The following is a 24,972-nucleotide window of genomic DNA, read 5'->3' as shown; positions in this document are numbered from 1 at the left end:
TTAGTTTTCGGTTTCCAACTGTTGTAGCAAGATCACCGCTTGAGTTCGGTTCTTGACATCAAGTTTGCGGAATATTGCGGTCATATGCGCTTTAATCGTCGCTTCTGAGACATTCAATTCATAAGCAATTTGCTTGTTTAGTAAGCCGTCTGACAACATGCCTAATACTTTATATTGTTGAGGGGTTAAGGCCGCCAGTTTTTGGCTGAGTTCATTACAAGCGTCATTATTTTGAATGAGACCTTCAGGGAAAAATGGGTCGCCATTGAGCACTTGGTTGAGTGCGCTGTTCAGTTCGCGCATATCACTCGATTTAGGAATAAAACCAAAGGCACCATGGCTTTTTACCTGACTGACTACGCTAGATTCTTCACTGGCAGAAATCACTACGATGGGAAGGTCAGGGTATTCAGAACGCAAGTGAATGAGCCCAGACATGCCGTTGGAGCCGGGCATTTTAAGATCGAGTAATAAAAGATCGGGTTCATCGACTTTCTTTATTAATGCCAGTAATGTATCGAGAGAGTCAGCTTCATGTAAGTTAGCACCACTCACTGCCATATGTATCGATTGAAATAGGGCGTTACGAAAGAGGGGGTGATCATCTGCAATGATAATGTTGTATGTCGAATCCATGACAATAAGTTCACTGTTAAAGTAACAATGAATTCATTATCAACCTGTTTAGGTGTTCCCTCAACCGAGCAAAGGCAAAAGTCTGAACTATATCCGACTTTTGTCTAATTTGTGCCCACTAAAGCAATTGATTTTTTTTGAGGTGCAGTAAGAACTTTTCGGCATTCATAAAGCCAGCAATGCGAGCTTGTGGAATATGTTCACCTTGTGAATCCCAAAACTCAATAGTCGGCAGACCAAGTACCTTCATTTTTTCCATCAAGGCAATATCATCTGGTGTTGCCGCGGTCACATCAGCTTGGATTAAGACAAAGTTGGTTAACTCTCTCGCCACTTTTGGATCGTGAAAGGTGTATTTTTCAAACTCTTTACACGCGACGCACCAGTCGGCATAGAAATCGAACATCACCGGTTTATTAGCGGCTTTGGCTTGTGTTAGCTGTTGCTTGAGTTCGCTTACCGTTGAAATACGGGTAAAGGCGATATTCGCTTGTGATGACTGCGTATGGTTTTGTCCGGAGCTAATCACTCCCGCGGTTTGCAAGCCGAAATACGCCGAGAACACTAAGCCCAGAATTGCCACGATACCGACAAGACTTTGCTGCCAACTCGCTTGCTGCATGGTTTGCTTAACATGATATAGCCAAGCAAAGCTGATGAGCCCGAGGGTGACCCATAATCCTTGTGCCCAGACTTCTGGCAGGATGCGTTCTAGTAAAAAAATCGGTGCCGCCAGTAGGATAAAGCCAAATAGCACTTTTACTCGGTTCATCCACTCGCCCGCTTTTGGTAGTAACTTATTACCAAATACTGCGACGATAATTAGTGGAATACCCATACCAATCGCTAAGGCATACAGCGCAATTGCACCAGTTAGTAGATCGCCACTTTGCGCCACATACAATAGTGCGCCAGAAAGTGGCGCTGTGGTGCAAGGCGAACACACTAAACCGGAGATCACACCCATAATAAACACCCCAGCTAAATTACCGCCTTGTTGTTTATTGCTTTGTTCATTGAGCCAAGTTTGTAGGCGACTTGGGAGTTGAATGGTGTAGAGGCCAAACATCGATAGTGATAGCAATACAAACAGGATACTTAAACCGATTAATACCGCAGGGGCTTGCAAGGCGGCTTGGAATTGAACGCCTAAAGAGGCCACCACTAGGCCAAGTAGCATGTAGGTTAGCGCCATGCCTTGTACGTAGATGAAAGACAGCTTAAAGGCTTTCTTGGCACTCAAACGGCCACCGCCGAGTACGATGCCAGTTAAAATTGGGTACATAGGTAGTACGCATGGCGTAAAGGCTAAGCCGATGCCGAGCAATAAGAATAATAACGGCGTCCACCAATATTCTGCCAATTGAGAGGCAATATTGCTATCTTCAGAACTGGTGCTAGTGCTGGTGGTCGCTTGAGCTGTTTGGTTACTTTCTGTTGTTTGACTAGTCGCGACTGAATCAGAAGTCGTTGCTGAGTTGGATGGTTGGCCGATTTGATCTAGAGATCCTATTTGATCTAAAGGGACGATGCGCGTTTCCGGTGGGTAACAAAACCCTGTGGTGGCACAACCTTGATATTGGACGATCAGCTCACCGTTATCGGCGACGCTTTTTAATGGAATCTCGACATTGACCGGCTCGGTGAAAATATGCACATCACCAAAAAATTCATCGGAGTGAAAAGTCCCTTCGGGGATCTTGGCTTCAGCTATTTCTGCACTGTTAGCTTGGAAAGAAAAACGCTCACGATACAGGTAATAGCCCGGTTTGATTTGCCAATCTAGGGTAACCGTGTCGCCTTGTTGAATAAAATTGAAAGGGAAAGCTTGATCAACTGGCACGAATTGATTGTTGGTGGCGGGCGTAGCTGAATTGGTGAAATCGGCTAAAGGCGCTTGCACTGAGTCAAAATTGGCCGCTTGAGCGGTAGTCGTAAAACCAATAAATAAGCTAACGAGCAAAGTAAATAAGCAACGAATGGCGGCCATAAAAATTCAATTTCCGATTTAAAAGTACAATGTAAAAAGAGAGAACTCAGAATCAGACCACACAAAGGTGGTTTTGGTTTCATTGCGCGAGTATATACCCAAGTAACTTCAAGATGCGAGTTTCAGCAAGATATAAAATAAGCTTTAGGCAAGACAGGTTGAACACGATAATAGTCACTCTATCTCTGTTCGATTTGTATACAACAGACATTTATACGGAGAGTGTTGGCTGGTAGGAGGATACAAAAGTTTTCGACAAAACGTGGAAACAAAAAACGAGCCCTAAGACTCGTTTTAATAAATACTTGTTATTGAATAGAGAACTACAGAATTAATCCACCGAATACAAAGCCCAGCATTACGGAAGAGGCAATAGTCACCACCCCTGGGATCATGAATGGGTGATTAAATACCCACTTACCAATTCGAGTTGAACCCGTGTCATCCATTTCAACTGCTGCCAATAGTGTTGGATAGGTTGGCAGTACAAATAGGGCACTTACTGCAGCGAATGATGCAACAGCAGTAAGAGGGGCTACGCCAATGGCTAGCGCCGCTGGCATTAATGCTGTGGTAGTCGCGCCTTGTGAGTAGAGCAACATAGACGCGAAGAACAGCGTAATGGCTAGCATCCATGGGTATTGTTGTAGTAAATCACCGGCAAAATGTTTGATCTCATTTAAGTGGGCAGACACAAAGGTATCACCTAACCAAGCAACACCAAGCACACAAATACACGCACTCATACCAGAACGGAACGTTGCAGCAGTAGTCACTTTATTGGTATCAAGCTTACAAAATATAACCATCGCTGCCGCCGCACTTAGCATAATAGCCATAATCGCGTGGTTGCGGTCGATGTGAGGGTGAGTAATTAAACCAATAGAATCACTGATTAGTGTGGCGTAAACCACGACAATCGCAATCGCAACCGCGAAAATATACACAGAGAGCTTTGCCGCAGCAGTAACTTGCGTTTGGGTGCTTTTCTTTAATTGAATTAAGCCTTTTGCCATGCGCTCTTGGTAGGTAGGATCATCTTTGAGTTCACAACCCATAAAGTTGGCAACGAAAGCACCAATCATACAAGCTAAGAATGTGGTTGGAATACAAACCAATAGTAAATGTAGGTAGCTGATACCTAATGGTTCTAAAAGTCCTGCAAAATACACAACCGCAGCCGAAATTGGTGAAGCGGTAATCGCAATTTGTGAAGCAATAACCGCAATCGACAGCGGTCTTGAAGGGCGAACGCCTTGCTCTTTTGCTACTTCAGCGATAACGGGCAGTGTTGAGAATGCTGTGTGACCTGTACCGGCAAGCAGTGTCATAAAGTAAGTGACAATTGGGGCGTAGAAGGTAATGCGTTTTGGGTTCTTACGCAAAAATTGTTCTGCTAACTGCACTAACCAGTCCATACCGCCAGCGACTTGCATAGAGGCAATAGCGGTAATGACGGAGGCAATGATCAAAATAACATCAATTGGGATGGTTCCGGCATCTACACCAAAGACCATAGTGAGAACGACCACACCCGCACCACCGGCAAAACCGATCCCGATCCCGCCCATTCGAGCACCGATATAAATAAACAGTAATACAATAAAAAGTTGTAATAACATGGGTTGTTACCTTATTAGAATCTAAAAATTAACCTGAGGTGCAGACTTAAAAATACGACAAAAATCCACAATGCACGTTAATTTCCTAATCAAAGATGAAAGAAAGGGAACGCTAAACGTTCCCTTTTGGTGGATATGATTAGTTATAACGCTTCGCTTTGTATTGAGGATGCATTAGGTTTTCAGGGGAGAAAATTTCGTCTAATTGCTCTTCGGTTAGCAAGCCACGGTCTAGTACGATCTCACGCACGCTCTTACCTGTTTCAGCACAGATTTTACCCACGATGTCACCTTGGTGGTGGCCAATGTATGGGTTTAGGTAAGTCACGATACCGATAGAGTTGAACACGTAGGCTTCACACACTTCTTTATTCACGGTAATGCCGTCAACACACTTGTCACGTAAGTTAACGCAAGCATTTTTCAGGATTTCTAGTGATTCAAACATACATTGTGCAATCACAGGTTCCATTACGTTTAACTGTAATTGGCCACCTTCAGCAGCAAAAGAAAGCGCGGTGTCGTTACCTAGTACTTTGAAGCACACTTGGTTTACTACTTCTGGAATTACTGGGTTAACTTTAGCCGGCATAATTGAAGAACCGGCTTGTAGTTCAGGTAGGTTTAATTCATTTAAGCCAGCACGAGGGCCAGAAGACAATAGACGTAGGTCGTTACAGATTTTAGACAGTTTAACCGCAAGGCGTTTTAGTGCGCCGTGTGCCATTACATAAGCACCACAGTCAGACGTCGCTTCGATTAAGTCTTCCGCAGGAACACACTCAAGACCCGTTACTTCAGATAAGTGTTTAACCGCTAAAGCTTGATATTCAGGTGCAGCATTTAAGCCAGTACCGATAGCCGTTGCGCCTAGGTTCACTTCTAACAGTAATTTTGAGATGTATTGAAGGTTCTTGATTTCTTCATTCAGCGTCACAGACCAAGCATGGAACTCTTGTCCAACGGTCATTGGCACTGCGTCTTGTAGCTGAGTACGGCCCATCTTGATTACAGTAGCAAACTCGGTGCTCTTAAGATCAAATGCACCTTTTAGGTATTCAACCGCATCAACTGTTTTCATGATGCTGTTGTAAACCGCGATACGAAATCCCGTTGGGTAAGCGCAGTTTGTTGATTGGCTCTTATTCACATGATCATTTGGGTTGATGAAGTCGTATTGACCTTTTTCTTTACCCATTAGTTCTAGTGCTAAGTTGGCGATAACTTCGTTAGTATTCATGTTAACTGAAGTACCTGCGCCACCTTGGAAAACGTCTGACGGGAATTGATCCATGCACTTGCCAGTCGTTAGGATCACGTCACACGCTTTAATGATGTAGTCACTGATATCGGCAGGTAATACGCCAATTTCTTTGTTGGCTAGAGCGGCTGCTTTTTTAGTCATTACCATGCCACGTACAAATTCAGGTACGTCAGAAATAGTGGCATTTGAGATGTTGAAATTTTCTACTGCACGGATAGTGTGGATACCGTAATAAGCTTCAGCGGGTACTTCACGAGTGCCTAGCAAGTCTTCTTCAATACGGAATTGTTGAACAGGTGTTTCGATAGTTTGTGTAGTCATTGGATGGATCCTATAAGCATGGAACGCTAATAAAAAAATATCTTTGCCGATGTTGCTTAGAATCCATTCACTGCATACTGGTGGCTTATCTTTGACGCTGCAATCATACCCCTTTATAGGTATAAAAATAGATCATAGATCAAACTTTTGATTGCACAATTACATCTTAATAAGAGTTTCCATCTGTTTGCAAATGAATTGTAGGTAAGTTGTAACTTTATCGGTAATCGTTACGTTTTGAGATGGTTAACATTTGTTGTATGAAGTGGGAAAGCATACACTAGGAGGGATATACCCAAGTGATGTCAAATTTCTGAAACTCGTATCTTGAAGTGACTTGGGTATATTACCAGGAGGTGTTTGTGTTTCCGATTTTAGTTATTTTATTTATTTTTGTTCCGATCATTGAGATTGCGTTGTTTATTCAAGTCGGTGATTTAATTGGCTTATGGCCGACTATCGCGATTGTGTTATTGACCGCTTTCGTCGGGGCATCTTTGGTGCGTAGTCAAGGCATTCAAACTTTGATGTCAGTGCAATCACGTATGCAACAAGGTGAACTGCCGGCGCAGCAAATTATTGAGGGTGTGATGTTAGCGGTATCAGGGGTATTACTACTAACCCCTGGCTTTATGACGGACTCACTCGGCATGTTGGTATTATTGCCAGCACCTCGCGCCTGGATTGCTAAGCAACTCATGCAACGAGTCAAAGTCAGTTCTTCGGCTCAGTTCTATTCTTCATCGCAGTTTCATGGTGAAAATCCATTTAATACTTCAGAGCATGATCAGCAAGGAGATGTGTTTGAAGGTGAGTTTGAAAAGAAAGCCGATGAAGATAAGAGGATAGATAAGTAGATTTCGTATCTAGGCTCTCGTGCGCTACGCTTGTCGTTGCTCGGTCGAAAACCGAGAAGCGTAGCGCTCAAGATACGAGTCTCGTTTTTAAACCGCTCCTTCAAATCCCATTTGTCGCCAAGCTTCAAAGGCAATAATCGCGACGGCATTTGAAAGGTTCAAACTGCGGCTGTCTGGCATCATAGGAATACGAATACGTTGTTCCATTGGTAGGGCGTCAATCGTTTCAGCGGGTAGGCCACGGGTTTCTGGGCCAAATAGCAACACATCACCTTGTTGAAACTCTGCATCCACGTGATGACCAGTGGTTTTGGTGGTACAAGCAAAGATGCGGAAGTTATCGCCTTTTTCTTGCTCTAGGTATTCAATAAACGCTGCGTAATCTTTATGACGTTTAACACGCGCTAAATCGTGATAATCCAGACCGGCACGACGCACTTTCTTTTCTTCTAAATCAAAGCCTAGTGGTTCAATTAAGTGCAAGTTAGCGCCGCAGTTGGCACATAAACGAATAATGTTACCAGTGTTAGGGGCGATCTCTGGTTCAAATAAAGCAATGTCGAACATAGTGGATGTACCGTTAATTGATGAGGTGCTCATAATACCAGTCCTCGATCATAAATTGATAGGTAAAATCAGCGTTACCGCAAGGCCGCCATGCTGACTACGTGAAGCGTGAATATGGCCACTATGCTGCATGATGACATTATGGGTTATCGCTAAACCTAATCCTGCGCCGCCGCTGTGTCTGTCACGTGCGGTAGACACACGATAAAAAGGTCGGAAGATTGCATCGAGTTCACTGTCATCCACCCCTTCGCCATCATCTTCAATCAAAATGGTCAGTCCATCATGTTGTAGGCTAAAGGTCACCCAAACCGATTGGTCGCAATATCGAATTGCATTACGTATGACATTTTCGACTGCACTAATCAGTAAGTTAGGATTACCGGTGATATGGGCGTTGGGAATCGATTCACAAATCAGCGTTTTCTGTTGTTGCTCGGCTTCAAATTTACCGTCTTCGATGGTTTCTCCCCATAACTCTTGAATCGCAATGTTCTGATGAATTTGATGGGCATCGATTTGGCGGCGTGACAGCTCTAATAATTCATTGATCATTAATTCTAATCGTTCCGCTTCGATATCAATTCGAGTCAGCTCTGCGCTTTCACCTTGCTTACGAATCGCCAATGCATTGGCCATTCTTAAACGGGTGAGCGGCGAGCGCAGTTCATGAGAGATGTTGGACAATAGTCGCTGTTGTTCGGAAATCTTATTATTAATCGCGGTGACCATTTGGTTAAAGCTAGCACCGGCTTGTTTGAATTCACTCGGACCTTTTTCTAGCTCGGGATCGTGCTCGATAACCCCACGTGCGACTTTTTGCGCCGCTTTCTCTAAACGCATTGCCGGTCTACTTAATGCCCAAGCCAGCCACAATAATAATGGAGTACTAATTAGCATCACGACTAACAGTAATTGAACCGGTCTATCGAGTAGTTGCAGTAAAAAGGGTGGTGGTTGATGCCAGCGAATCGCAAAGTACATGTGCAGGTTTTGCTGGGCGATCACCACAGGAACCGGGCCAGCTACCATTAAGCGACCATAGAGGCGTTGCTGAGGTTGGTCTGATGTATCCGCTTGAGTGATAAAGTTATTGAGTGCTCGTTGGCGCATACCTGCTGGTGGATTAAGCCAGCGACCATCGGCATTGGTGAAATAGTAATTGAGTCGGCCATTATCCACATTGTGCATCTCAATGCGGCGTAATGCTTTTCTAACTGAGGGGGCATCTTGATAAGTTCGGCTAAATTCTTGCGCCGTATCTTTCATGCTTTGTAATGGCCCAGAAGGAATCGCGTGTAATTGCCTAGGATCGAGCTGAGAGACCGCCATTACCGCAATTAAAACCAGTAACATGGTTAGCCAGAATATGGCAAAAATTCGCCCATATAAGCTGGAGAATTTAGGCAGGTTCATTACAGATCCTCGATCATCAGATAACCTTTACCACGCAGGGTTTTGATTAAGGTTTGTTCGTGATGTTCTGATAATTTTTTACGCAAGTTCGACACATGCATATCAATTGCTCGGTCAAACGGGCTGAGGCGCTTACCTAGTACTTCTAAGCTTAAATCTTCTTTGCTGATTGACTCACCCATATGATTTAAAAAATATTCTAATAAAGTAAATTCAGTGGTGGTGAGATCCAGTAATGTTCCTTGATAGTAGGCTTCTTGTTTACCCGGGAATACTTGTAAGCCATGCGGATTACTCGATTCGGTTGGCTCAGGTTTATTGGGTTGGGTGCGGCGTAAGATTGCACGAATACGAGCCATTAATTCCCGATCACTAAACGGCTTAGGTAGGTAATCATCCGCGCCGAGTTCAAGGCCAATCACTCGGTCAACTTCTTCACCTTTCGCGGTAAGCATCAATACTGGGGTTTGCCATTGCTGTCTAAGCTGTTTAAGCATTTCCATACCGTTCATCTTCGGCATCATAATATCCAGCAAGATCAGATCAACACTACTGTCTATCGCCTGTAGGCCGTCAATACCATTATGAGCTTGTGAGATGGTAAAGCCTTCTAGGGTTAGAATATCCTCAAGTAATGCCGTGAGTTCAGTATCATCATCAACGAGTAGAATGTGAGTCATAAGGGGCCTTTACGATAAGAAAGCAAATAATGATTATTGGGTATTTTAGCATTATCTCTGTTTTACTCAGAAAAACGACTAGTTTGACAGCGATTTACATTGTTTTACGTAACCAATACACCCTTTTACATTGTAGGGACTACTCTAAATGGCATAGGAACACTGACTAACAACAATGAGTGTTCACAATATCCATCATAGAAAGGTACAGAATTATGAAATCATTTATCACAAAAAGCGCATTAGTGTTACTCGCAGCTCCTTTGGCTTTCGGTTCTGCATCGGCGTTAGCGGCTGGCCATGGTGACCATTTTAAAATGGGTCAAAAATGTGGCATGGGTATGGAGCGTGGCATTTGGAAACAGCTTGATTTAACGGATGCGCAAAAAACACAGTTAAAAGAATTACGTCAGCAAGACTTTGCCGCAATGAAACAAGGCTTTAAGTCGAATATGCAGCAGATGAGTGCGGATCATCAGCAAATGCAACAGCTGGTGATGGCAGATAAATTTGACCAAGATGCGGTACAAAAATTAGCCCAAAAAATGGCCGATCAACGTGTTGAAGGTCAAGTGAAAATGGCAAAAGCACGTTATGATATGTTTAGTGTGTTAACGCCAGAGCAAAAGCAGGCGTTCGCTAAAATGAAAGGCGAGCAACATCAGCAGTGCATGGAAAAGTGGGAAAAAATGAAAGACCGTATGGGTAACAAAGGTCCTCACGCCGAATAAATGATGAGCTAAAAATCATAACAATACTAAGGCGGCCTATTCGGTCGTCTTTTTATTTATCACTCGTTATCTGACGTTGAGGTTAATGAGGGTGTATTAAAAAAGAAAAACCCCGAGGGCAAAAGCCCTTCGGGGTTATAGTCTTACTCGCAGCAATCCGGCTACTAATAGTGCTCCATGCATCAAATCCTTGATAGCAGTGCTGTGTCCTTCAGCGTATTCCTTTTCATCGCCATCCTAGCGGTGTCCTTGGCCTTATCCTAGCCAGCTAATTCATCCTAATTAGCGCGCATCACTTGTTCCATGAGCGGTGTCCATTCACATCATCCTGACGTGTGTTCCATGCCTCAATCCTGAGGTGTCCATTGTCTTTCCTTAGTCATTACCATCCTAGTAATGATTGCGTCCATTCAATGTCCATTTGCTCCATGCTGATTACTAATCCTAAGTAACCAAATCTTCATCCTGAAGATGACCTATCCTTGGGTCTTTCCTGTTCCTGTCAGCATCCTTCCGACAGGGTTAATATTACGCATAAACCGAAACGGAACAATGGTGTGAGTTCAAATTATTTAATAAAAAATGATGTTATCAAAAATAGTTTTGTTATTTATCAATGCTTTAGGTTGTTTTTGGTCTATTTTTATCATGCGTTAATGTTAGTTTTCTCACTAATTTGTGCGAGATCTCGCACAAGGGTGAGGTAGTAAGTCTGCATATTAGCTTAAATGGCTGATTGCTTGGCTTTAGACTACCTCACGGAGTAGTGTGACGGTGATCTCATAAATGCTTCCTGGTAGATCTAGTGTCGCTGATTAGTTTGGTTTAAATCCTGTGTCAACGTTTCATTGGTAATGTCGATCTCTAACGCTTCCTTTTTCTGCGCCGCCGCCAATTTCTTATTGTTAGAATTGTTCTTTAATCCATCCCAAGTAAACACAATCAAGGCTGCCCAAATACAAGCAAAGGTAATGATTTTATCGGCAGTAAAGGCTTCGCCATACACAAACACTGCCAAGATAAACATTAAGCTTGGGCCTATGTATTGAATAAAACCTAGAGTAGCAAGGCGTAGACGGACTGCCGCTCCAGCAAAGCATAATAAAGGCAAGGTAGTGACAATGCCTGCAGAAATCAGTAATACATTGAGTGTCAGGCTATTGGCGCCCAAGTGACTAGTTGCAGTATCGGCGATAGCAAACAAGTAAAGAAATGCGATAGGTAGTAGCACTAAGGTTTCAATGAATAACCCAGTAAAGGCATCTAAATTGACCTTTTTACGCAATAAGCCATACACGCCAAACGTGAACGCTAGCATGATGGCAATGATTGGCACTGAGCCAAATACCACCAATTGCACTAACACACCCATTGTGGCCAGCGCGACTGCAAACCATTGCAGCTTACGTAGCTTCTCACTTAAGAAAATCATTCCTAACAAGACATTAAATAACGGATTGATGTAATAGCCTAGGCTGGCATCGAGCATGTGACCAATGCTGATTGCCCAAATAAACACTAGCCAATTAGCGCCAATCGTGACCGAAGTGATCAATAAATAAATGACCTTGGTTTTAGATCGTAATGTCTCTTTGACGGTTGGCCAGCCGTTAGTGAAATACAGTAATGCCGCAAGAAAAACAAAAGACCAAATGATGCGATGACAAAGGATTTCAAAAGGGGGCACATCACCTAGGGCTTTAAAGTAGATCGGGGCAATTCCCCACATCAAGTAAGCAAGAACGGCAAGTAGTACGCCTTGCTGAGTACGTTTTAATTCATCATCCATAACGGTTTATCTTTTTATTATTAGAAAGGTCGGCAAGTATAAAATCTGATAAGGGATTTACCTAATGAATTACCGGAATAAGTAAATTGCCCGATCCTCATGTTTCAATCAGCGACGATCCCCACTACAATGGGCGGCTGATTTTTAGGTTCACTTTTTGTATTGAGATAGGCATGCCCACCACTGACGCTGCACAAGTGCATTCGCATTCAACACCGACACCAGCTCAAACTCTGCAAGATGTGTTTGGTTATCAGCACTTTCGTGTTGGTCAGCAAGAAGTGATCGACAGTGTGATCGCAGGGCAAGATAGCTTGGTGATTATGCCAACCGGTGGCGGCAAGTCTTTGTGTTATCAAGTTCCCGCTTTGCTGCATTCTGGTCTCACCATCGTTATTTCCCCTTTAATTTCCTTGATGAAAGACCAGGTCGACCAATTAAAAGCCAATGGTGTGGCGGCAGAATGTATCAATTCCAGTATGGAAAGAGAGGAATTGATTCGGGTTTATAACCGTATGAACAACGGTCAACTGAAGATGGTTTACATCTCACCTGAGCGAATCTTAAGCCGAGACTTTAGTGAACGATTAGAGCATCTTCCGATCAGCATGATTGCGGTAGATGAAGCGCATTGTATTTCTCAATGGGGGCATGATTTTCGCCCTGAATACGCGCTACTTGGCCAATTAAAGCAGCGTTTTCCTCATGTTCCTGTGATGGCGTTAACCGCCACCGCCGATGATGCAACCCGTAAAGACATCATTTCTCGCCTACAACTGAATCAACCTTTGGAATATTTAGGCAGCTTTGACCGACCAAATATTCGTTACACCTTATTAGAAAAACATAAGCCGGTTTCGCAAGTGATCCGCTACCTTGCTACCCAAAAAGGGCAATGCGGCATCATTTATTGTGGCAGCCGTAAAAAAGTCGAAATGGTGACGGAAAAGCTGTGCAATAACCATATTCGTGCCGCAGGCTATCATGCTGGTATGGATAACGATGAACGCGCTTATGTGCAAGAAGCCTTTCAAAAAGACGACATTCAAATCGTCGTCGCCACAGTGGCGTTTGGTATGGGTATCAATAAGCCTAACGTGCGCTTTGTTCTGCACTTTGATATTCCGCGTAACATTGAATCTTATTATCAAGAAACCGGACGCGCCGGGCGTGATGGCTTACCTGCGGAAGCGGTGATGTTATATGACCCGGCCGACATGGGCTGGCTGCGCCGCATGCTGGATGAAAAAGATGATGGTCCGCAAAAACAAGTGGAAAGCCATAAACTCAATGCGATGAGTGCTTTTGCGGAAGCGCAAACCTGTCGTCGCCAAGTACTACTAAATTACTTTGGCGAATATAGCCACAAAGCTTGCGGCAACTGCGATATCTGCCTAGATCCACCGAAACATTTTGATGGCACCGAAGCGGCGCAAAAAGCGTTGTCGTGTGTTTATCGAGTCAATCAAAGTTTTGGTGTTGGTTATGTCGTTGAAGTCTTGCGCGGCATGCAAAATATTCGCGTGCGCGATAACGGCCACGATAAAATCAGTACTTATGGTATTGGTAAAGAACACAGCCATGATTATTGGGTCAGCATCATGCGCCAATTAATTCATAAAGGGCTGCTAACGCAAAATATTACCCGTAACTCTACCTTACAGCTAACCGAAGAAGCGCGTCCTTTATTACGCGGTGAAATGTCGATTGAACTGGCGGTGCCGCGTCTAGATACTGCAGTACGTTCCGCTAAGAACGACAAACTGGTGACCAAGAATTACGATAAGAAGCTATTTGCTAAGTTACGTAAACTGCGTAAAGCGATTGCCGATGAAGATGGCTTGCCACCTTATGTAGTATTCAGTGACGCGACCTTAGTTGATATGGCGGATATTCTGCCGACTTCCTATGGTGAAATGCTGGCAGTGAATGGTGTTGGTCAACGTAAACTTGAAAAATACGCCGATGCTTTTTTAGATGTGATCCAAGAACATTTAACTAATGGTGAAGGGTAGGGTATGGCCAAATATAGCTTAAGAGAATTTGATGCACAGGCCGGGCGAGTCATCTTGCTTAATCCTAGATTTGATTATGATTCCTTTCCAGCATTGGGTTCAGAACTGGTAAAGCTGCTATCGGCTTCTATTATTGAAAAGCAAAATGATGCTGATCTGCATTCATGGTTAATCGACTTTGAAGGCTGTCAGCTATTTTTACGAGCTGAACATTATTCCGAAACTATCTGGCTAGAAGCGATGGCACCGAACCAGGCGGATGAAGAGCTGCAATATCTAGCGAAATTATTTGCTATGGGGGTAGGGTAGTTAGGTCCCTAGTTACGCTTCGTTTCTAGAGCCAGAATAAAAATCTTACCGAGACTTGCTTTAAAACTGAACAGTTGAAGTGGATGATCATTTCTGTATAATCGCTCGCCTTAATATCTGACTAATTAGTCAAATAACACTACGAATTAGCAATTATGGGTTCCCTCGCCCCCATACATTAAAAAAAGGTCACAATATGACTCGTTTAAAATCTGCTTCGCAGGCGGCATTCTCGTCTGTTCAATATACTGATCAACAGCAAAACAAAGCACTGTTTTGGTTGGTTATCTTCCATTTGCTGGTAATTGCATCGAGTAATTACTTAGTCCAAATTCCTTTTACTATCTTTGGTTTGCACACCACTTGGGGCGCATTCACTTTCCCGTTTATCTTCCTAGCCACTGATCTTACGGTACGTATTTTTGGCGCAGGTATGGCACGTAAAATCATCTTTTGGGTGATGTTGCCGGCACTGGCTATTTCTTATGTATTATCGGTGATGTTCTTTGAAGGCAAGTTTCAAGGAATGGCTCAATTGGGCGTGCTTAATCTGTTTGTTGCCCGTATTGCGATAGCCAGCTTTATGGCGTATTTACTTGGTCAAATTATGGATGTGCATGTTTTTAACCGCTTACGTCAGTTGAAACAATGGTGGGTTGCGCCAACCTGCTCAACACTATTTGGTAATGCGCTTGATACCATCGCCTTCTTCTCTATTGCCTTTTACATGAGTAGCGATCCATTTATGGCGGAACATTGGACCGAAATTGCTTTGGTTGATTACAGTGTGAAACTGATTATTAGCTTAGGTTTGTTTGTGCCTATGTATGGTGTATTGCTCAATTACTTAATGAAAAAACTCACCACGGTAGCCGACACTTCCTCTCAACAGAAAGTGAATGCATAAGCGTGATTCGTCGCTCGGGCGCTCCGCTGCTCGTTTCTCGAGGTTGATACATTTAACACCGTTATTCCAAAAGTGAGGGACGAGCGGTTTGGAATCTCCTATAGCGCCTGGAGATCCTGAACTACGCTCCTACGTCGCTTTTCAGGATGACGATTTTTTATGATGGCTTTGTGCCACAGCTAAACATCACCTTTTATTATTCTATGTTTTCCGAGCTACGAGAAGTGAAATACCCGAATACCGAGTAACGTCCCATCTTCTTTTTCTAGAAACTAGCACCTAGAAACCGTTTTTCTCATCCGAGCAACGAATTTAAACTTTCAGTAATATCAACCGCTTGAAATTTATTTTCGAAATTACTTAAAATTAAATGATACTTTTTCTCATTTAGGGGTTGATCATTTAATGAGAATGATTATTATTAACCTCGTCAAAGGGAAAAAGAGAATCAAACGCAACGGCATGAGATTCTTGGCTTCTTTAAGACACGACATTGCTCACATTGCTTCCAGTGTATTTTGTACCAACTCTAGTAATGAGTTAATCAATATTGCTGGTTAAAACGCCTGATAACTGCGTTATAAATTTTGTTTGTAGGTAAACTACTTAACGAAAATTTTTGCCTTGTTTTCAACCGTTTTTCCTGCGCAATATATGACTACTAAATTACAGTCATTGGTACTAGCTTTCGTGGTAGGTGCATAAGTTTTACATCTAGCCACTTTTTGCTAAGCGACGCCCACTCGGTGTCGCTTTCTTTTTGCCTATGATTTAGTGAGCCGACTTTGCTTATCATTATTATTGTCACTTGGGTATAGGATCCATTGTGATTAATTGTTTTCCACAAAAGATCCTTACGCTTCTTTTTATCCCAGCATGAATGATTGCTGTATAAGCTATTGTTTTTTAAGTGATAATATTATTTTTTGTTAATGATTTTGATTTTTTTAAAATTTCATTTGAAAAGTTAACAACAAAGTTATCCACAGTTGGTTCAATCGTGCTTCCGACATATCAATAGATTCACAAAGCGAGACGTGGCATTCTAGGCGGATCGTATGTTTCTCATCAGATTGGGTACTAGACACTATGGCAACAATCGCTGACAACTCTTTGATTCTTATTGATGGATCTTCTTATTTATATCGCGCTTTTCACGCTTATCCTGAAAGTATGAATAACGGCAACATTCAAACTAATGCGGTGTACGGTGTGGTTAACATGCTACGCAGTATGATGAAGCAGTTTTCTTCTGAGCGTATTGCCGTGGTGTTTGATGCCAAAGGTAAAACCTTCCGCGATGAAATGTATTCTGAGTATAAAGCGAACCGTCCGTCGATGCCGCAAGAGTTACGCGATCAAATTGAGCCTTTGCACAACATTATTCGTGCGATGGGCTTACCGCTGATTTGTGTGCCGGGTGTTGAAGCGGATGATGTGATTGGTACTTTGTCTTCACAAGCTTCTAAGCAAGGCATGCCAGTATTAATCAGCACTGGCGATAAAGATATGGCTCAGCTGGTGGATGATAATGTCACGCTGATTAATACCATGACCAATGTGGTGATGGATAGAGAAGGGGTGATTGAAAAGTTTGGTTTACCACCAGAGCTTATTATCGATTACCTCGCGTTGATGGGCGATAAAGTGGATAACATTCCGGGCGTACCGGGCGTCGGTGATAAAACCGCGGTTGCTTTGTTGCAAGGTCTAGGTAGTTTAGAAACCATTTATCAAAATTTAGATAAGATCGCTGATCTTTCTTTCCGTGGTTCGAAAACCATGGCGAAGAAGTTACTAGAAAATAAAGAAAACGCGGATCTTTCTTATTTGCTAGCAACCATCAAGCTGGATGTGGATCTCGATTGCCAGCCGCAAGATCTTTGCAAAGCCGAACCAAATAAAGATGAGCTGATGAAGCTATTTGGTGAGCTGACCTTTAAATCTTGGTTAAACGAGTTACTTGAAGGCGGTGACGGTAAAATTGCCGCAGTTGATGGGCTAGCACAAGTCAAAGCAGAGCAAGGTGGTGGTACAAGTCAAAGTACCACTAAATCTGCGACCACCGCAGATGCGCTTGAAGTCGATATGAGTCCTGCCAATATTGATCGCAGCCAATATGAAATCATTTTTGATCAGGATACTTTCCTCGCTTGGTTAGATAAATTAAAAGCTTCGGATGTGTTCGCTTTCGATACTGAAACCGATAGTTTGAACTACATGGAAGCCAATTTGATTGGTTTGTCGTTTGCAGTTGCCGAAGGTGAAGCCGCTTATGTGCCGGTTGCCCATGACTACCTTGATGCGCCAGCACAGCTAGATCGTAATTGGGTACTTGAGCAACTGAAACCGATTCTCGAAGATGATTCACAGGCTAAAGTCGGTCAGAACCTCAAATACGATGCTAGCGTACTTGCGCGTTACGATATTGAAATGAAAGGTATTCGTTTTGACACCATGTTAGCGTCTTACGTGTTTAACAGTGTGGGTGGCAAACATGATATGGATAGCTTAGCGTTCCGTTTCCTACAACATAATTGCATTTCTTTTGAATCACTGGCTGGTAAAGGCAAAAAGCAACTGACCTTCAATCAATTAGATATTGAAGAGGCAGGCCCTTATGCAGCCGAAGATGCGGATGTGACGTTGCGTTTGCATAACCGTTTGCAAGCCGCTTTAGATCAAGATGCGGGTTTGAAATCTATCTATCAAGATATCGAAGTGCCTTTAGTTCCGGTGATTTCACGTATTGAACGTACCGGTGTAATGATTGATGACATGCTGCTGAATGCTCAATCAAAAGAATTAGAAGCACGTCTTGAAGAGCTAAAAGCCAAGGCGTTTGAGTTGGCTGAGCAAGAATTCAACCTTAACTCACCAAAGCAATTACAAGCGATTCTATTTGATAAAATGGGTTTGCCTGTGGTGAAGAAGACTGCCTCTGGCGCGCCATCAACCAATGAAGAAGTGCTGCAAGAGTTGGCATTAGACTACCCGTTACCTAAGCTGATTTTAGAAAACCGTGGTCTGGCTAAGTTGAAATCAACCTATACCGATAAACTTCCTAAGATGATCAACCCGCAAACAGGGCGAGTACATACTTCGTATCATCAAGCGGTTACCGCAACCGGGCGTTTATCATCAACCGATCCAAACTTACAAAATATTCCAATTCGTAATCAAGAAGGTCGCCGCATTCGCCAAGCGTTTGTTGCGCCACATGGTTGGAAAATTTTAGCGGTCGACTACTCACAAATCGAATTACGTATCATGGCGCATTTATCCGGTGATAAAGCGTTATTAGATGCGTTTGCTCAAGGCAAAGATATTCACTCCGCGACTGCCGCTGAAGTGATGGGATGTAGCATTGAACAAGTTACGTCCGAACAGCGTCGCCGTGCTAAAGCGATTAACTTTGGTCTGATTTATGGCATGAGCGCCTTTGGTCTTGCCAAGCAATTAGGCATTCCTCGTGGTGAAGCGCAGCAGTATATGGATGTGTACTTTGAGCGTTACCCTGGCGTAATGCAGTATATGGAAGATACACGTTCAAAAGCGACGGAACAGGGTTATGTTGAGACTTTATTTGGTCGTCGTTTGCACCTACCAGAAATCAAATCAAGTAACGGTATGCGTCGTAAAGGGGCAGAACGTGCGGCAATCAATGCGCCAATGCAAGGTACGGCGGCAGACATCATTAAGAAAGCCATGCTGATTGTCGATCAGTGGATCCAAGCCGAAGGCAATGGTGATGTGAAACTTTTGATGCAAGTACACGATGAATTGGTGTTTGAAGTGAAAGAAAGCGAATTAGCGCGTATTGAAATAAAAATACAGCAGCTGATGGAGTCTGCCGCTGAGCTGAATGTGCCATTAGTGGCAGAATTTGGCCATGGAGACAACTGGGATCAAGCCCACTAATAGCTCACTGTTTCATTTACATCTATTTCTTTGAGCCACCTCACTAGGTGGCTTTTTTTTATTCGAAATAAAGTTTTGATTTTGTTTATAAATTGGTAATTTTCATAAAAAAGGTGAAAATTTAGTACAGAAAAAGCTTGATCTGAGTAACATTTCCGGTAAATTAACAGGTGTAGGGTACAGAGGTAAGATGTTCTATCTTTTAGACCTTTTGTTTCACGTTATTGGATTAGGCTGTTTCAGCCGCCCCAGTCAGTTTTTGACTGGGGCGTTTTTTCTTGTGACAAAGGAAAAATAAAACCCATTAACTAACTGAAAATAAACACAATTAAATCACCTTTTCTCAAGTTCAATTCCCGAGATTGTCTTTATTTCTCCTCGATAATATTCTGCTAATCAACCTCCAGATTTCCTCATTACAGAGCAAAATTCATTTTGTAGTAAAATAACAGAATAAATCACCAATTATTGGCTCTATCGTGTATTTAATTTACCAATGAAAACAAGATTGTGAATGGCTTCGGAAATTCTTTGTAATTTAACTGAAAATTGGCGGATTGATGAGTGTGTTTCGCCGGGTGAATCTTAATACTCAGGGTTGGGAAATGGTCCAATCTTGTGTTTTTTACGCTCTTGGTCAATGCTCAATATACCCAAGTCACTTGGGTATATTACAATTAGAAAACCTCCATTTCTCTCTCATTTTCCCCACTGGCCGCCATGCTTTTGGGGATTTCTTTTATTGAGCACTTTTTCAATAAACAAAAAAGCAGCCAAAGTTTCCTCGGGCTGCTTAATTAAATACTTAATTGATATTAGCTTTTGCTTACATCATCCTGAATTTCAGGGTTAGTAATGATGACATCTTCTTCTGCGGCAAACTCTGCTGCGAGTTCTTCGCGATGTAGTTGTTCCATCATCTCGTCGCTCATTAAGGCTGGAGCAAACCATGAATCGAGTTTGCTACGTAGCTGATCAACGCCAATTCCTTTCAAAGAAGAGAACACATCAACTTGCACGTCGCCACAGAAAGCCATTGATGCTTCACGAATCTTTAATAGTTGGGCTTTACGTGGGCCTTGTTTCAGTTTGTCGGCTTTAGTCAGCAGAACTTGAACTGGAATATTCACTTCTACCGCCCAGTAAATTAATTGCTGATCGAGATCTTTCATTGGGTGACGAATATCCATCAACACTACGAGACCTTTTAAGCATTCGCGCTTTTGTAAGTACTCACCGAGTGATTTCTGCCACTTCTTTTTCATTTCAATTGGCACTTGGGCAAAGCCATAGCCAGGTAGATCGACGATGTGACAATTTTCCGTCACTTTAAACAAGTTTATTAACTGAGTTCGACCCGGCGTTTTACTGGTTTTCGCGAGGTTTTTCTGATTGGTTAATCGATTTAATGCGCTGGATTTACCGGCATTAGAACGACCTGCAAAAGCAACTTCAATGCCTTCGTCTTCAGGAAGATGGCGAATATCTGGGGCACTCGTAATAAAGTGGGTATTTTGATAATGGATTTTTTCCATATTTGTTAACTCCATCTCCACTTTTGTAGAGGAATGATTGCTTTTATGTATAATTGTGTACAATTGGTTTACTTGTCTGGGCAAGACTAAAATAAGTATCCCCAAGTAACCGTTAGACATAGTGTACCATGAACGCTTATGTATCGTGGTAGTGGAAGCTGAATAATTATAAATGGAATGTCATGAAAAAATTAGTATTCATTATTAGTTTAGTTGCCAGCTGCTCTGTGTGGGCACAAGGTGATATTGAAGCAGGGAAAGAAAAGTCTGCCACTTGTGCGGCTTGTCATGGTGCCGATGGTAATAGCGTGGTGACTCAATACCCTAAGCTAGCCGGTCAACATGTTAAGTACTTAGAAAAGCAGATGCATGACCTTAAATTAGGTATGAGCAGCGGTGGTAAACAAGGTCGTTATGATCCTGTGATGAGCGCGATGGCGATGCCACTGACGGATGAAGACATCACTGATATCTCAGCTTATTACGCCTCATTACCACAAACCGAAGGTTCAACTCCTGAAAATGTAGTAGAGAAAGGCAAAGCACTTTACTTTGCCGGTGATGCTGAAAAAGGCATTACTGCTTGTGCTGCATGTCATGGTCCTCGTGGACATGGTATGGAATTAGGCGGCTTCCCGAAAATTTCAGGCCAACATGCCGAATACACTAAAGCTCAGCTAGAAAAATTCCGTTCCGCTGATCGTAATAATGATTTAAATGGCATGATGCAAGATGTTACTAAGAATCTAAGCGACGAAGACATTGATATTTTGTCGAAGTACATCGGTGGTTTGCATTAAGCTCTAACATGAGTTTAGTAGCATAGATTATTAAGCCCTCAACAAGTGCAAATTTGTTGAGGGTTTTGCTTTTCTAACAAAAAATCTTTCGCTAAATTGCTTAATAAAACTCCACTCTAACCGCCATTTCTGGTATGTTGCGCATCCTTAATCTAAGGGGTGATTTTATGCATACCTGTCCATTGTGCCAAAGTAGCCAAACCGATATCTATTATCAGGATAACCGTCGTCAGTATTTACAGTGCCAGCAGTGCGTTTTGGTGTTTGTAAACCCAGAGCAACGTGTGGATGCTGAAGCTGAAAAAGCGGTGTATGATTTGCATGAAAATGACCCTCAAGATCAGGGCTACCGTCGCTTTTTATCGCGCATGGTAGACCCATTATTACAACGTATCGCTCCGCAATCTCAAGGCTTAGACTTTGGCTGTGGACCGGGCCCGGCGTTAGCTATGATGCTAGAAGAAAAAGGGCATCAAGTGGCGTTGTATGATCTTTACTATTACCCTAATAAACAGGCTCTACATCAACAATATGACTTTGTTACCGCAACCGAAGTCATCGAACACCTCTTTACTCCCAACCTAGTGTGGCAGCAATGGCTGGATATGTTAAAGCCGGGTGGCTGGCTTGGCGTAATGACCAAGTTAGTGAAAGATGTAGAGGCATTTGCAAGTTGGCATTATCGACATGATCCTACTCATGTGGTGTTTTTTAGCCGAGAAACCTTTGAGTTCTTAGCCAATCGTGACCAGCTGCAACTTGAATTTATCGGTAATGATGTCATGTTACTGAAAAAGGCCGAGTAATAAATTTCGGCCTTAAAATAGGAAAAAAGAATGTCTCGTACGAAAAAATCTAGAAAGCCAGGATCAACCGGTTCTGAAGAAGTGATTGTAACGCGTAATCGCTCTGAATCGGATGTGGAAGGTCGTTTACGTAAGCGTCTCAACAAGCGTAAAGGTTTGAAAACTGGTAGCCGTCATTCAGATGGTTCTGGTGCGCACAACCAACGTAGTCAAGGCGGTTCTAAAGATCCTCGCCATGGTAGTAAGAAACCGATTCCTTTGGTTGTGGAAGCGAAAACAAAACCGTCGAAGCAGCAGCGTAAGCTTAATGCCGAGCAAGAGCTTGAAGCGATCCAAAACGATCCTCAACTAAATGTGTTGATCGACCGTTTAGACAACGGTGAGAAATTGGGTGCAGGCTTGCAGAATTATGTCGATCAAAAATTAGATCGTTTAGAAGCATTAATGAAGCAACTTGGCATTTTTGATGAAGATGACATGGTAGAATCTGAGCCTGAAGAACAGGCTGTGGATGAAAAACCTGTATCTAAGAAATCGAAGAAACCTGCTTCAGATGATGATCTACTGTCACAATTTGAAGATTTAGATTTAAACGATTTTAAATAAACGAATAGCCCTGCCACTTTATTGAGTTGAGTAGGGCGTTTAGCGGAAGGAATTTTATGCCGATCGTATTGTTAGCCATTGTTGGAGCCATCATTATTGTTGCTTTAGCCAGTTATGCTGGTTTTTTGCTGATCAAAATTAAAAAGCAAAAGCAACTGATTGAAATTCAGCAACAAAGAGCAATTGAAAAGCGTAACGCCAATATCTTTGAAAATGTGAATACCTTATGTATGGCCGGTATTCATGAGCAATGTGATTTATCTGAAATCGTGATCCGAGTGTATTGCATTATGGATTATGTCCAAGGCGATCAACGCATCGACTTTGCTCAAGATTATCCTGCGATTTATGAATTGTACGACGTCGTCAAAGATATGGCCCGCGGTGAAGAGAGACAAAAGCTCGCCAAACAAGATCGAATGAAGCAAAACTTATCGCGTCAGAAAGCGGAAGTGCGTTTAACCGATCAAGTGATTGCTGAGTTGTCTGATCTTAAAGAACGTATCGCACCGTTAAACAATCAAATTCCGATAAAAATGATGTAGAACAAACTAGGCTCGTTTTTAACCTTTGTGGGTATATCCATATTGGGTGAAAATTAGTATTGATAGCTTGTCGATACTGATAACTAAAGCCTAGGTGACTAGGACACATTCAGTAAGTGTGGTTGAAATAATAAGTGGAAGTCATGATGTTAAAAGAACAAATCGTGTGGGATCAAGCAATGCTAGAGAAGTATAACTACTCTGGTCCTCGTTATACGTCCTACCCAACCGCGGTTGAGTTCCATGAAGCGTTCACCATCTCTGATCTCGATATGGCTTGTGCCGACTATCCAGAGCGACCACTGTCACTTTATATTCACATCCCATTTTGTCATAAGCTTTGTTACTACTGTGGCTGTAATAAAGTGATCACCCGTCATCAGCATAAAGCCGATGATTACTTACAAGTGTTAATTCAAGAAATCCGTGAGCGCGCTCCGTTGATTCAGCAGCGTCAGGTGAGTCAATTGCATTTTGGTGGCGGTACGCCAACCTTCCTCACCAAAATCCAAATGACGCGCATTATGACCGCTCTACGTGCCGAGTTTACCTTTACTGACGATGCTGAAATTAGCATTGAAGTTGACCCGCGTGAAATTGAGCTCGATATGCTGGATCATTTGCGCGCTGAAGGCTTCAACCGCTTGAGTATTGGTGTACAAGATTTTGATAAAGAAGTTCAGCAATTAGTGAACCGTGAGCAAGATGAAGACTTTATTGTTGCCATGGTCGCAAGAACCAAAGAGCTGGGTTTCCGTTCTACCAACCTCGATTTAATCTACGGTTTACCAAAACAGACGCTAGCGACCTTCTCACATACGCTAGAAAAAGTGTTAGCCATGAAACCGGGCCGATTATCGATCTTTAACTATGCGCATATGCCACAGTTATTTGCCGCTCAAGCTAAGCTCAAAGAAGAACACATGCCGAGCGCTGAGCAAAAAATGGCAATTCTGCAATATACGATTAAAACCCTTACCGAGGCTGGTTATCAGTTCATTGGTATGGATCACTTTGCTCTACCTGATGATGAACTGGCGATTGCTCAACGAGCCGGCATATTGCACCGTAATTTCCAAGGTTACACTACCCAAGGGGATTGTGATTTGATTGGCTTTGGTGTGTCGTCGATTTCTATGGTTGGCAATAGTTATGCACAAAACCAAAAAGAGCTGAAAAAGTACTACGCTCAAGTTGATGAGCAACGTCATGCGTTATGGCGTGGTGTGGTATTAGATCAAGATGATTTGATTCGTCGTGAAGTGATTAAGCAGCTGATTTGTAACTTTACCCTAGATAAAGTCGGGATCGAAAAAGAGTTTAACTTCAACTTCAATCAGTACTTTAAAGAAGACTTGGCTTTGCTGAAAACGTTTGTTGATGACCAGTTGGTTGAAGTGACCGATTCGCATATTACGGTGACCTTACGTGGCCGTTTATTGATTCGTAATATTTGTATGTGCTTTGATACTTACCTACGAACACGCGCCCGTCAGCAGCAGTTCTCTCGTGTAATTTAATACCCGTTGTACTTGAAGTTGCAGCTTTGTTGACTGCAACTCCCATTACTTTGGGTATGTATTAGCTGTAAAAATGCCGCGACGCCATTGGGGTCGCGGCATTTTTCATTCTAAGTAATTTCAGCTTAGGTTAAT

Annotated in this window: 20 protein-coding genes and 1 pseudogene; 12 read left to right on the top strand and 9 right to left on the bottom strand. The window is 42.7% G+C overall.

Annotated elements, in window-relative coordinates; translation table 11 throughout:
* The 4 genes from K358_RS0117670 to aspA all read right to left on the bottom strand — a co-directional run bounded on the left by K358_RS0117670 (window position 1) and on the right by aspA (window position 5,833).
* A complete protein-coding gene (locus K358_RS0117670) occupies window positions 1-636 on the bottom strand; it encodes a response regulator (RefSeq protein ID WP_027698061.1) in 636 nt (211 codons plus the stop codon).
* Between the two features lie 118 nt (window positions 637-754).
* Window positions 755-2,617 carry a protein-disulfide reductase DsbD gene (locus K358_RS0117665; protein WP_027698060.1) on the bottom strand — a complete coding sequence of 621 codons (1,863 nt, stop codon included), beginning with the start codon at window positions 2,615-2,617 and terminating at the stop codon, window positions 755-757.
* A gap of 332 nt (window positions 2,618-2,949) precedes the next feature.
* Window positions 2,950-4,248, bottom strand: coding sequence for an anaerobic C4-dicarboxylate transporter (locus tag K358_RS0117660; protein WP_027698059.1), 1,299 nt, complete (start codon window positions 4,246-4,248; stop codon window positions 2,950-2,952).
* A 139-nt stretch (window positions 4,249-4,387) separates the two neighbouring features.
* Window positions 4,388-5,833 carry an aspartate ammonia-lyase gene (gene aspA / locus K358_RS0117655; RefSeq protein WP_051241372.1) on the bottom strand — a complete coding sequence of 482 codons (1,446 nt, stop codon included), beginning with the start codon at window positions 5,831-5,833 and terminating at the stop codon, window positions 4,388-4,390.
* 362 nt (window positions 5,834-6,195) lie between these two features.
* Here aspA and K358_RS0117650 point away from each other — a divergent pair, with 362 nt between their 5' ends.
* Entirely contained in the window at window positions 6,196-6,690 is a 495-nt protein-coding gene (locus K358_RS0117650) for an FxsA family protein (RefSeq protein ID WP_027698057.1), read from the top strand.
* Window positions 6,691-6,777: 87 nt separating this feature from the next.
* Here the strand turns inward: K358_RS0117650 and trmL are convergent, their stop codons facing one another.
* The 3 genes from trmL to K358_RS0117635 are packed head-to-tail and all read right to left on the bottom strand — an operon-like array spanning window position 6,778 to window position 9,353.
* A complete protein-coding gene (gene trmL, locus K358_RS0117645) occupies window positions 6,778-7,257 on the bottom strand; it encodes a tRNA (uridine(34)/cytosine(34)/5-carboxymethylaminomethyluridine(34)-2'-O)-methyltransferase TrmL (RefSeq protein ID WP_027698056.1) in 480 nt (159 codons plus the stop codon).
* Between the two features lie 48 nt (window positions 7,258-7,305).
* Complete coding sequence (gene cpxA / locus K358_RS0117640) at window positions 7,306-8,673, bottom strand: envelope stress sensor histidine kinase CpxA (RefSeq protein WP_027698055.1); 1,368 nt, start codon at window positions 8,671-8,673, stop codon at window positions 7,306-7,308.
* Complete coding sequence (locus K358_RS0117635; protein WP_027698054.1) at window positions 8,673-9,353, bottom strand: response regulator; 681 nt, start codon at window positions 9,351-9,353, stop codon at window positions 8,673-8,675. The genes cpxA and K358_RS0117635 overlap by 1 nt, the downstream gene beginning before the upstream one ends.
* Before the next feature lie 215 nt (window positions 9,354-9,568).
* On the opposite strand from K358_RS0117635, the gene K358_RS0117630 reads away from it, so the two are divergent.
* Window positions 9,569-10,084, top strand: coding sequence for a CpxP family protein (locus tag K358_RS0117630; RefSeq protein WP_027698053.1), 516 nt, complete (start codon window positions 9,569-9,571; stop codon window positions 10,082-10,084).
* Window positions 10,085-10,886: 802 nt separating this feature from the next.
* Here the strand turns inward: K358_RS0117630 and rarD are convergent.
* Window positions 10,887-11,873: an EamA family transporter RarD gene (gene rarD, locus K358_RS0117625; protein ID WP_027698052.1), complete on the bottom strand. Its 987-nt coding sequence runs from the start codon at window positions 11,871-11,873 to the stop codon at window positions 10,887-10,889.
* A gap of 173 nt (window positions 11,874-12,046) precedes the next feature.
* Here rarD and recQ point away from each other — a divergent pair, with 173 nt between their 5' ends.
* The 5 genes and pseudogenes from recQ to spfP all read left to right on the top strand — a co-directional run.
* Window positions 12,047-13,888 (top strand): ATP-dependent DNA helicase RecQ, encoded by a 1,842-nt coding sequence (recQ, locus tag K358_RS0117620; protein ID WP_038150413.1) that lies wholly within the window; start codon window positions 12,047-12,049, stop codon window positions 13,886-13,888.
* Window positions 13,889-13,891: 3 nt separating this feature from the next.
* Window positions 13,892-14,197, top strand: coding sequence for a DUF3630 family protein (locus tag K358_RS0117615; protein WP_027698050.1), 306 nt, complete (start codon window positions 13,892-13,894; stop codon window positions 14,195-14,197).
* Window positions 14,198-14,393: 196 nt separating this feature from the next.
* Window positions 14,394-15,104: a 7-cyano-7-deazaguanine/7-aminomethyl-7-deazaguanine transporter gene (locus K358_RS0117610; RefSeq protein WP_038150411.1), complete on the top strand. Its 711-nt coding sequence runs from the start codon at window positions 14,394-14,396 to the stop codon at window positions 15,102-15,104.
* Window positions 15,105-16,193: 1,089 nt separating this feature from the next.
* Window positions 16,194-19,025, top strand: coding sequence for a DNA polymerase I (gene polA, locus K358_RS0117605; RefSeq protein WP_027698048.1), 2,832 nt, complete (start codon window positions 16,194-16,196; stop codon window positions 19,023-19,025).
* A 190-nt stretch (window positions 19,026-19,215) separates the two neighbouring features.
* A pseudogene (spfP, locus tag K358_RS19605) lies at window positions 19,216-19,260 on the top strand (small protein SpfP); the annotation flags it as partial.
* 580 nt (window positions 19,261-19,840) lie between these two features.
* On the opposite strand, the gene yihA reads toward spfP, so the two are convergent.
* The gene (yihA, locus tag K358_RS18720) at window positions 19,841-20,560 is read right to left on the bottom strand and encodes a ribosome biogenesis GTP-binding protein YihA/YsxC (protein ID WP_051241371.1); all 720 of its coding nucleotides are present in this window, start codon (window positions 20,558-20,560) and stop codon (window positions 19,841-19,843) included.
* 182 nt (window positions 20,561-20,742) lie between these two features.
* Between yihA and K358_RS0117595 the strand changes: the two genes are divergently transcribed.
* The 5 genes from K358_RS0117595 to hemN all read left to right on the top strand — a co-directional run bounded on the left by K358_RS0117595 (window position 20,743) and on the right by hemN (window position 24,837).
* Entirely contained in the window at window positions 20,743-21,360 is a 618-nt protein-coding gene (locus K358_RS0117595; protein WP_027698047.1) for a c-type cytochrome, read from the top strand.
* A 167-nt stretch (window positions 21,361-21,527) separates the two neighbouring features.
* Complete coding sequence (locus K358_RS0117590; protein ID WP_027698046.1) at window positions 21,528-22,166, top strand: class I SAM-dependent methyltransferase; 639 nt, start codon at window positions 21,528-21,530, stop codon at window positions 22,164-22,166.
* A gap of 30 nt (window positions 22,167-22,196) precedes the next feature.
* Entirely contained in the window at window positions 22,197-22,772 is a 576-nt protein-coding gene (yihI, locus tag K358_RS0117585) for a Der GTPase-activating protein YihI (RefSeq protein WP_027698045.1), read from the top strand.
* 56 nt (window positions 22,773-22,828) lie between these two features.
* Window positions 22,829-23,317 (top strand): DUF2489 domain-containing protein, encoded by a 489-nt coding sequence (locus K358_RS0117580; protein ID WP_027698044.1) that lies wholly within the window; start codon window positions 22,829-22,831, stop codon window positions 23,315-23,317.
* Between the two features lie 146 nt (window positions 23,318-23,463).
* On the top strand, window positions 23,464-24,837 hold the full coding sequence (hemN, locus tag K358_RS0117575; protein ID WP_211232248.1) for an oxygen-independent coproporphyrinogen III oxidase: 1,374 nt from the start codon (window positions 23,464-23,466) through the stop codon (window positions 24,835-24,837).
* Window positions 24,838-24,972 lie beyond the last annotated feature (135 nt).

The sequence above is a fragment of the Vibrio litoralis DSM 17657 genome, from assembly GCF_000426765.1.
Taxonomy (GTDB): Bacteria; Pseudomonadota; Gammaproteobacteria; order Enterobacterales; family Vibrionaceae; genus Vibrio; species Vibrio litoralis.
Note: the sequence above shows the minus strand (reverse complement) of the source record. Positions and strands in the feature narration are given on the sequence as shown.

What these genes read in the sequence shown, in the direction of transcription:
- K358_RS0117670 (WP_027698061.1), bottom strand. Translation starts at nt 636, where the DNA reads ATGGATTCGACATACAACATTATCATTGCAGATGATCACCCCCTCTTT.
- K358_RS0117660 (WP_027698059.1), bottom strand. Translation starts at nt 4,248, where the DNA reads ATGTTATTACAACTTTTTATTGTATTACTGTTTATTTATATCGGTGCT.
- aspA (WP_051241372.1), bottom strand. Translation starts at nt 5,833, where the DNA reads ATGACTACACAAACTATCGAAACACCTGTTCAACAATTCCGTATTGAA.
- trmL (WP_027698056.1), bottom strand. Translation starts at nt 7,257, where the DNA reads ATGTTCGACATTGCTTTATTTGAACCAGAGATCGCCCCTAACACTGGT.
- cpxA (WP_027698055.1), bottom strand. Translation starts at nt 8,673, where the DNA reads ATGAACCTGCCTAAATTCTCCAGCTTATATGGGCGAATTTTTGCCATA.
- K358_RS0117635 (WP_027698054.1), bottom strand. Translation starts at nt 9,353, where the DNA reads ATGACTCACATTCTACTCGTTGATGATGATACTGAACTCACGGCATTA.
- K358_RS0117630 (WP_027698053.1), top strand. Translation starts at nt 9,569, where the DNA reads ATGAAATCATTTATCACAAAAAGCGCATTAGTGTTACTCGCAGCTCCT.
- rarD (WP_027698052.1), bottom strand. Translation starts at nt 11,873, where the DNA reads ATGGATGATGAATTAAAACGTACTCAGCAAGGCGTACTACTTGCCGTT.
- recQ (WP_038150413.1), top strand. Translation starts at nt 12,047, where the DNA reads ATGCCCACCACTGACGCTGCACAAGTGCATTCGCATTCAACACCGACA.
- K358_RS0117615 (WP_027698050.1), top strand. Translation starts at nt 13,892, where the DNA reads ATGGCCAAATATAGCTTAAGAGAATTTGATGCACAGGCCGGGCGAGTC.
- K358_RS0117610 (WP_038150411.1), top strand. Translation starts at nt 14,394, where the DNA reads ATGACTCGTTTAAAATCTGCTTCGCAGGCGGCATTCTCGTCTGTTCAA.
- polA (WP_027698048.1), top strand. Translation starts at nt 16,194, where the DNA reads ATGGCAACAATCGCTGACAACTCTTTGATTCTTATTGATGGATCTTCT.
- yihA (WP_051241371.1), bottom strand. Translation starts at nt 20,560, where the DNA reads ATGGAAAAAATCCATTATCAAAATACCCACTTTATTACGAGTGCCCCA.
- K358_RS0117595 (WP_027698047.1), top strand. Translation starts at nt 20,743, where the DNA reads ATGAAAAAATTAGTATTCATTATTAGTTTAGTTGCCAGCTGCTCTGTG.
- K358_RS0117590 (WP_027698046.1), top strand. Translation starts at nt 21,528, where the DNA reads ATGCATACCTGTCCATTGTGCCAAAGTAGCCAAACCGATATCTATTAT.
- yihI (WP_027698045.1), top strand. Translation starts at nt 22,197, where the DNA reads ATGTCTCGTACGAAAAAATCTAGAAAGCCAGGATCAACCGGTTCTGAA.
- K358_RS0117580 (WP_027698044.1), top strand. Translation starts at nt 22,829, where the DNA reads ATGCCGATCGTATTGTTAGCCATTGTTGGAGCCATCATTATTGTTGCT.
- hemN (WP_211232248.1), top strand. Translation starts at nt 23,464, where the DNA reads ATGTTAAAAGAACAAATCGTGTGGGATCAAGCAATGCTAGAGAAGTAT.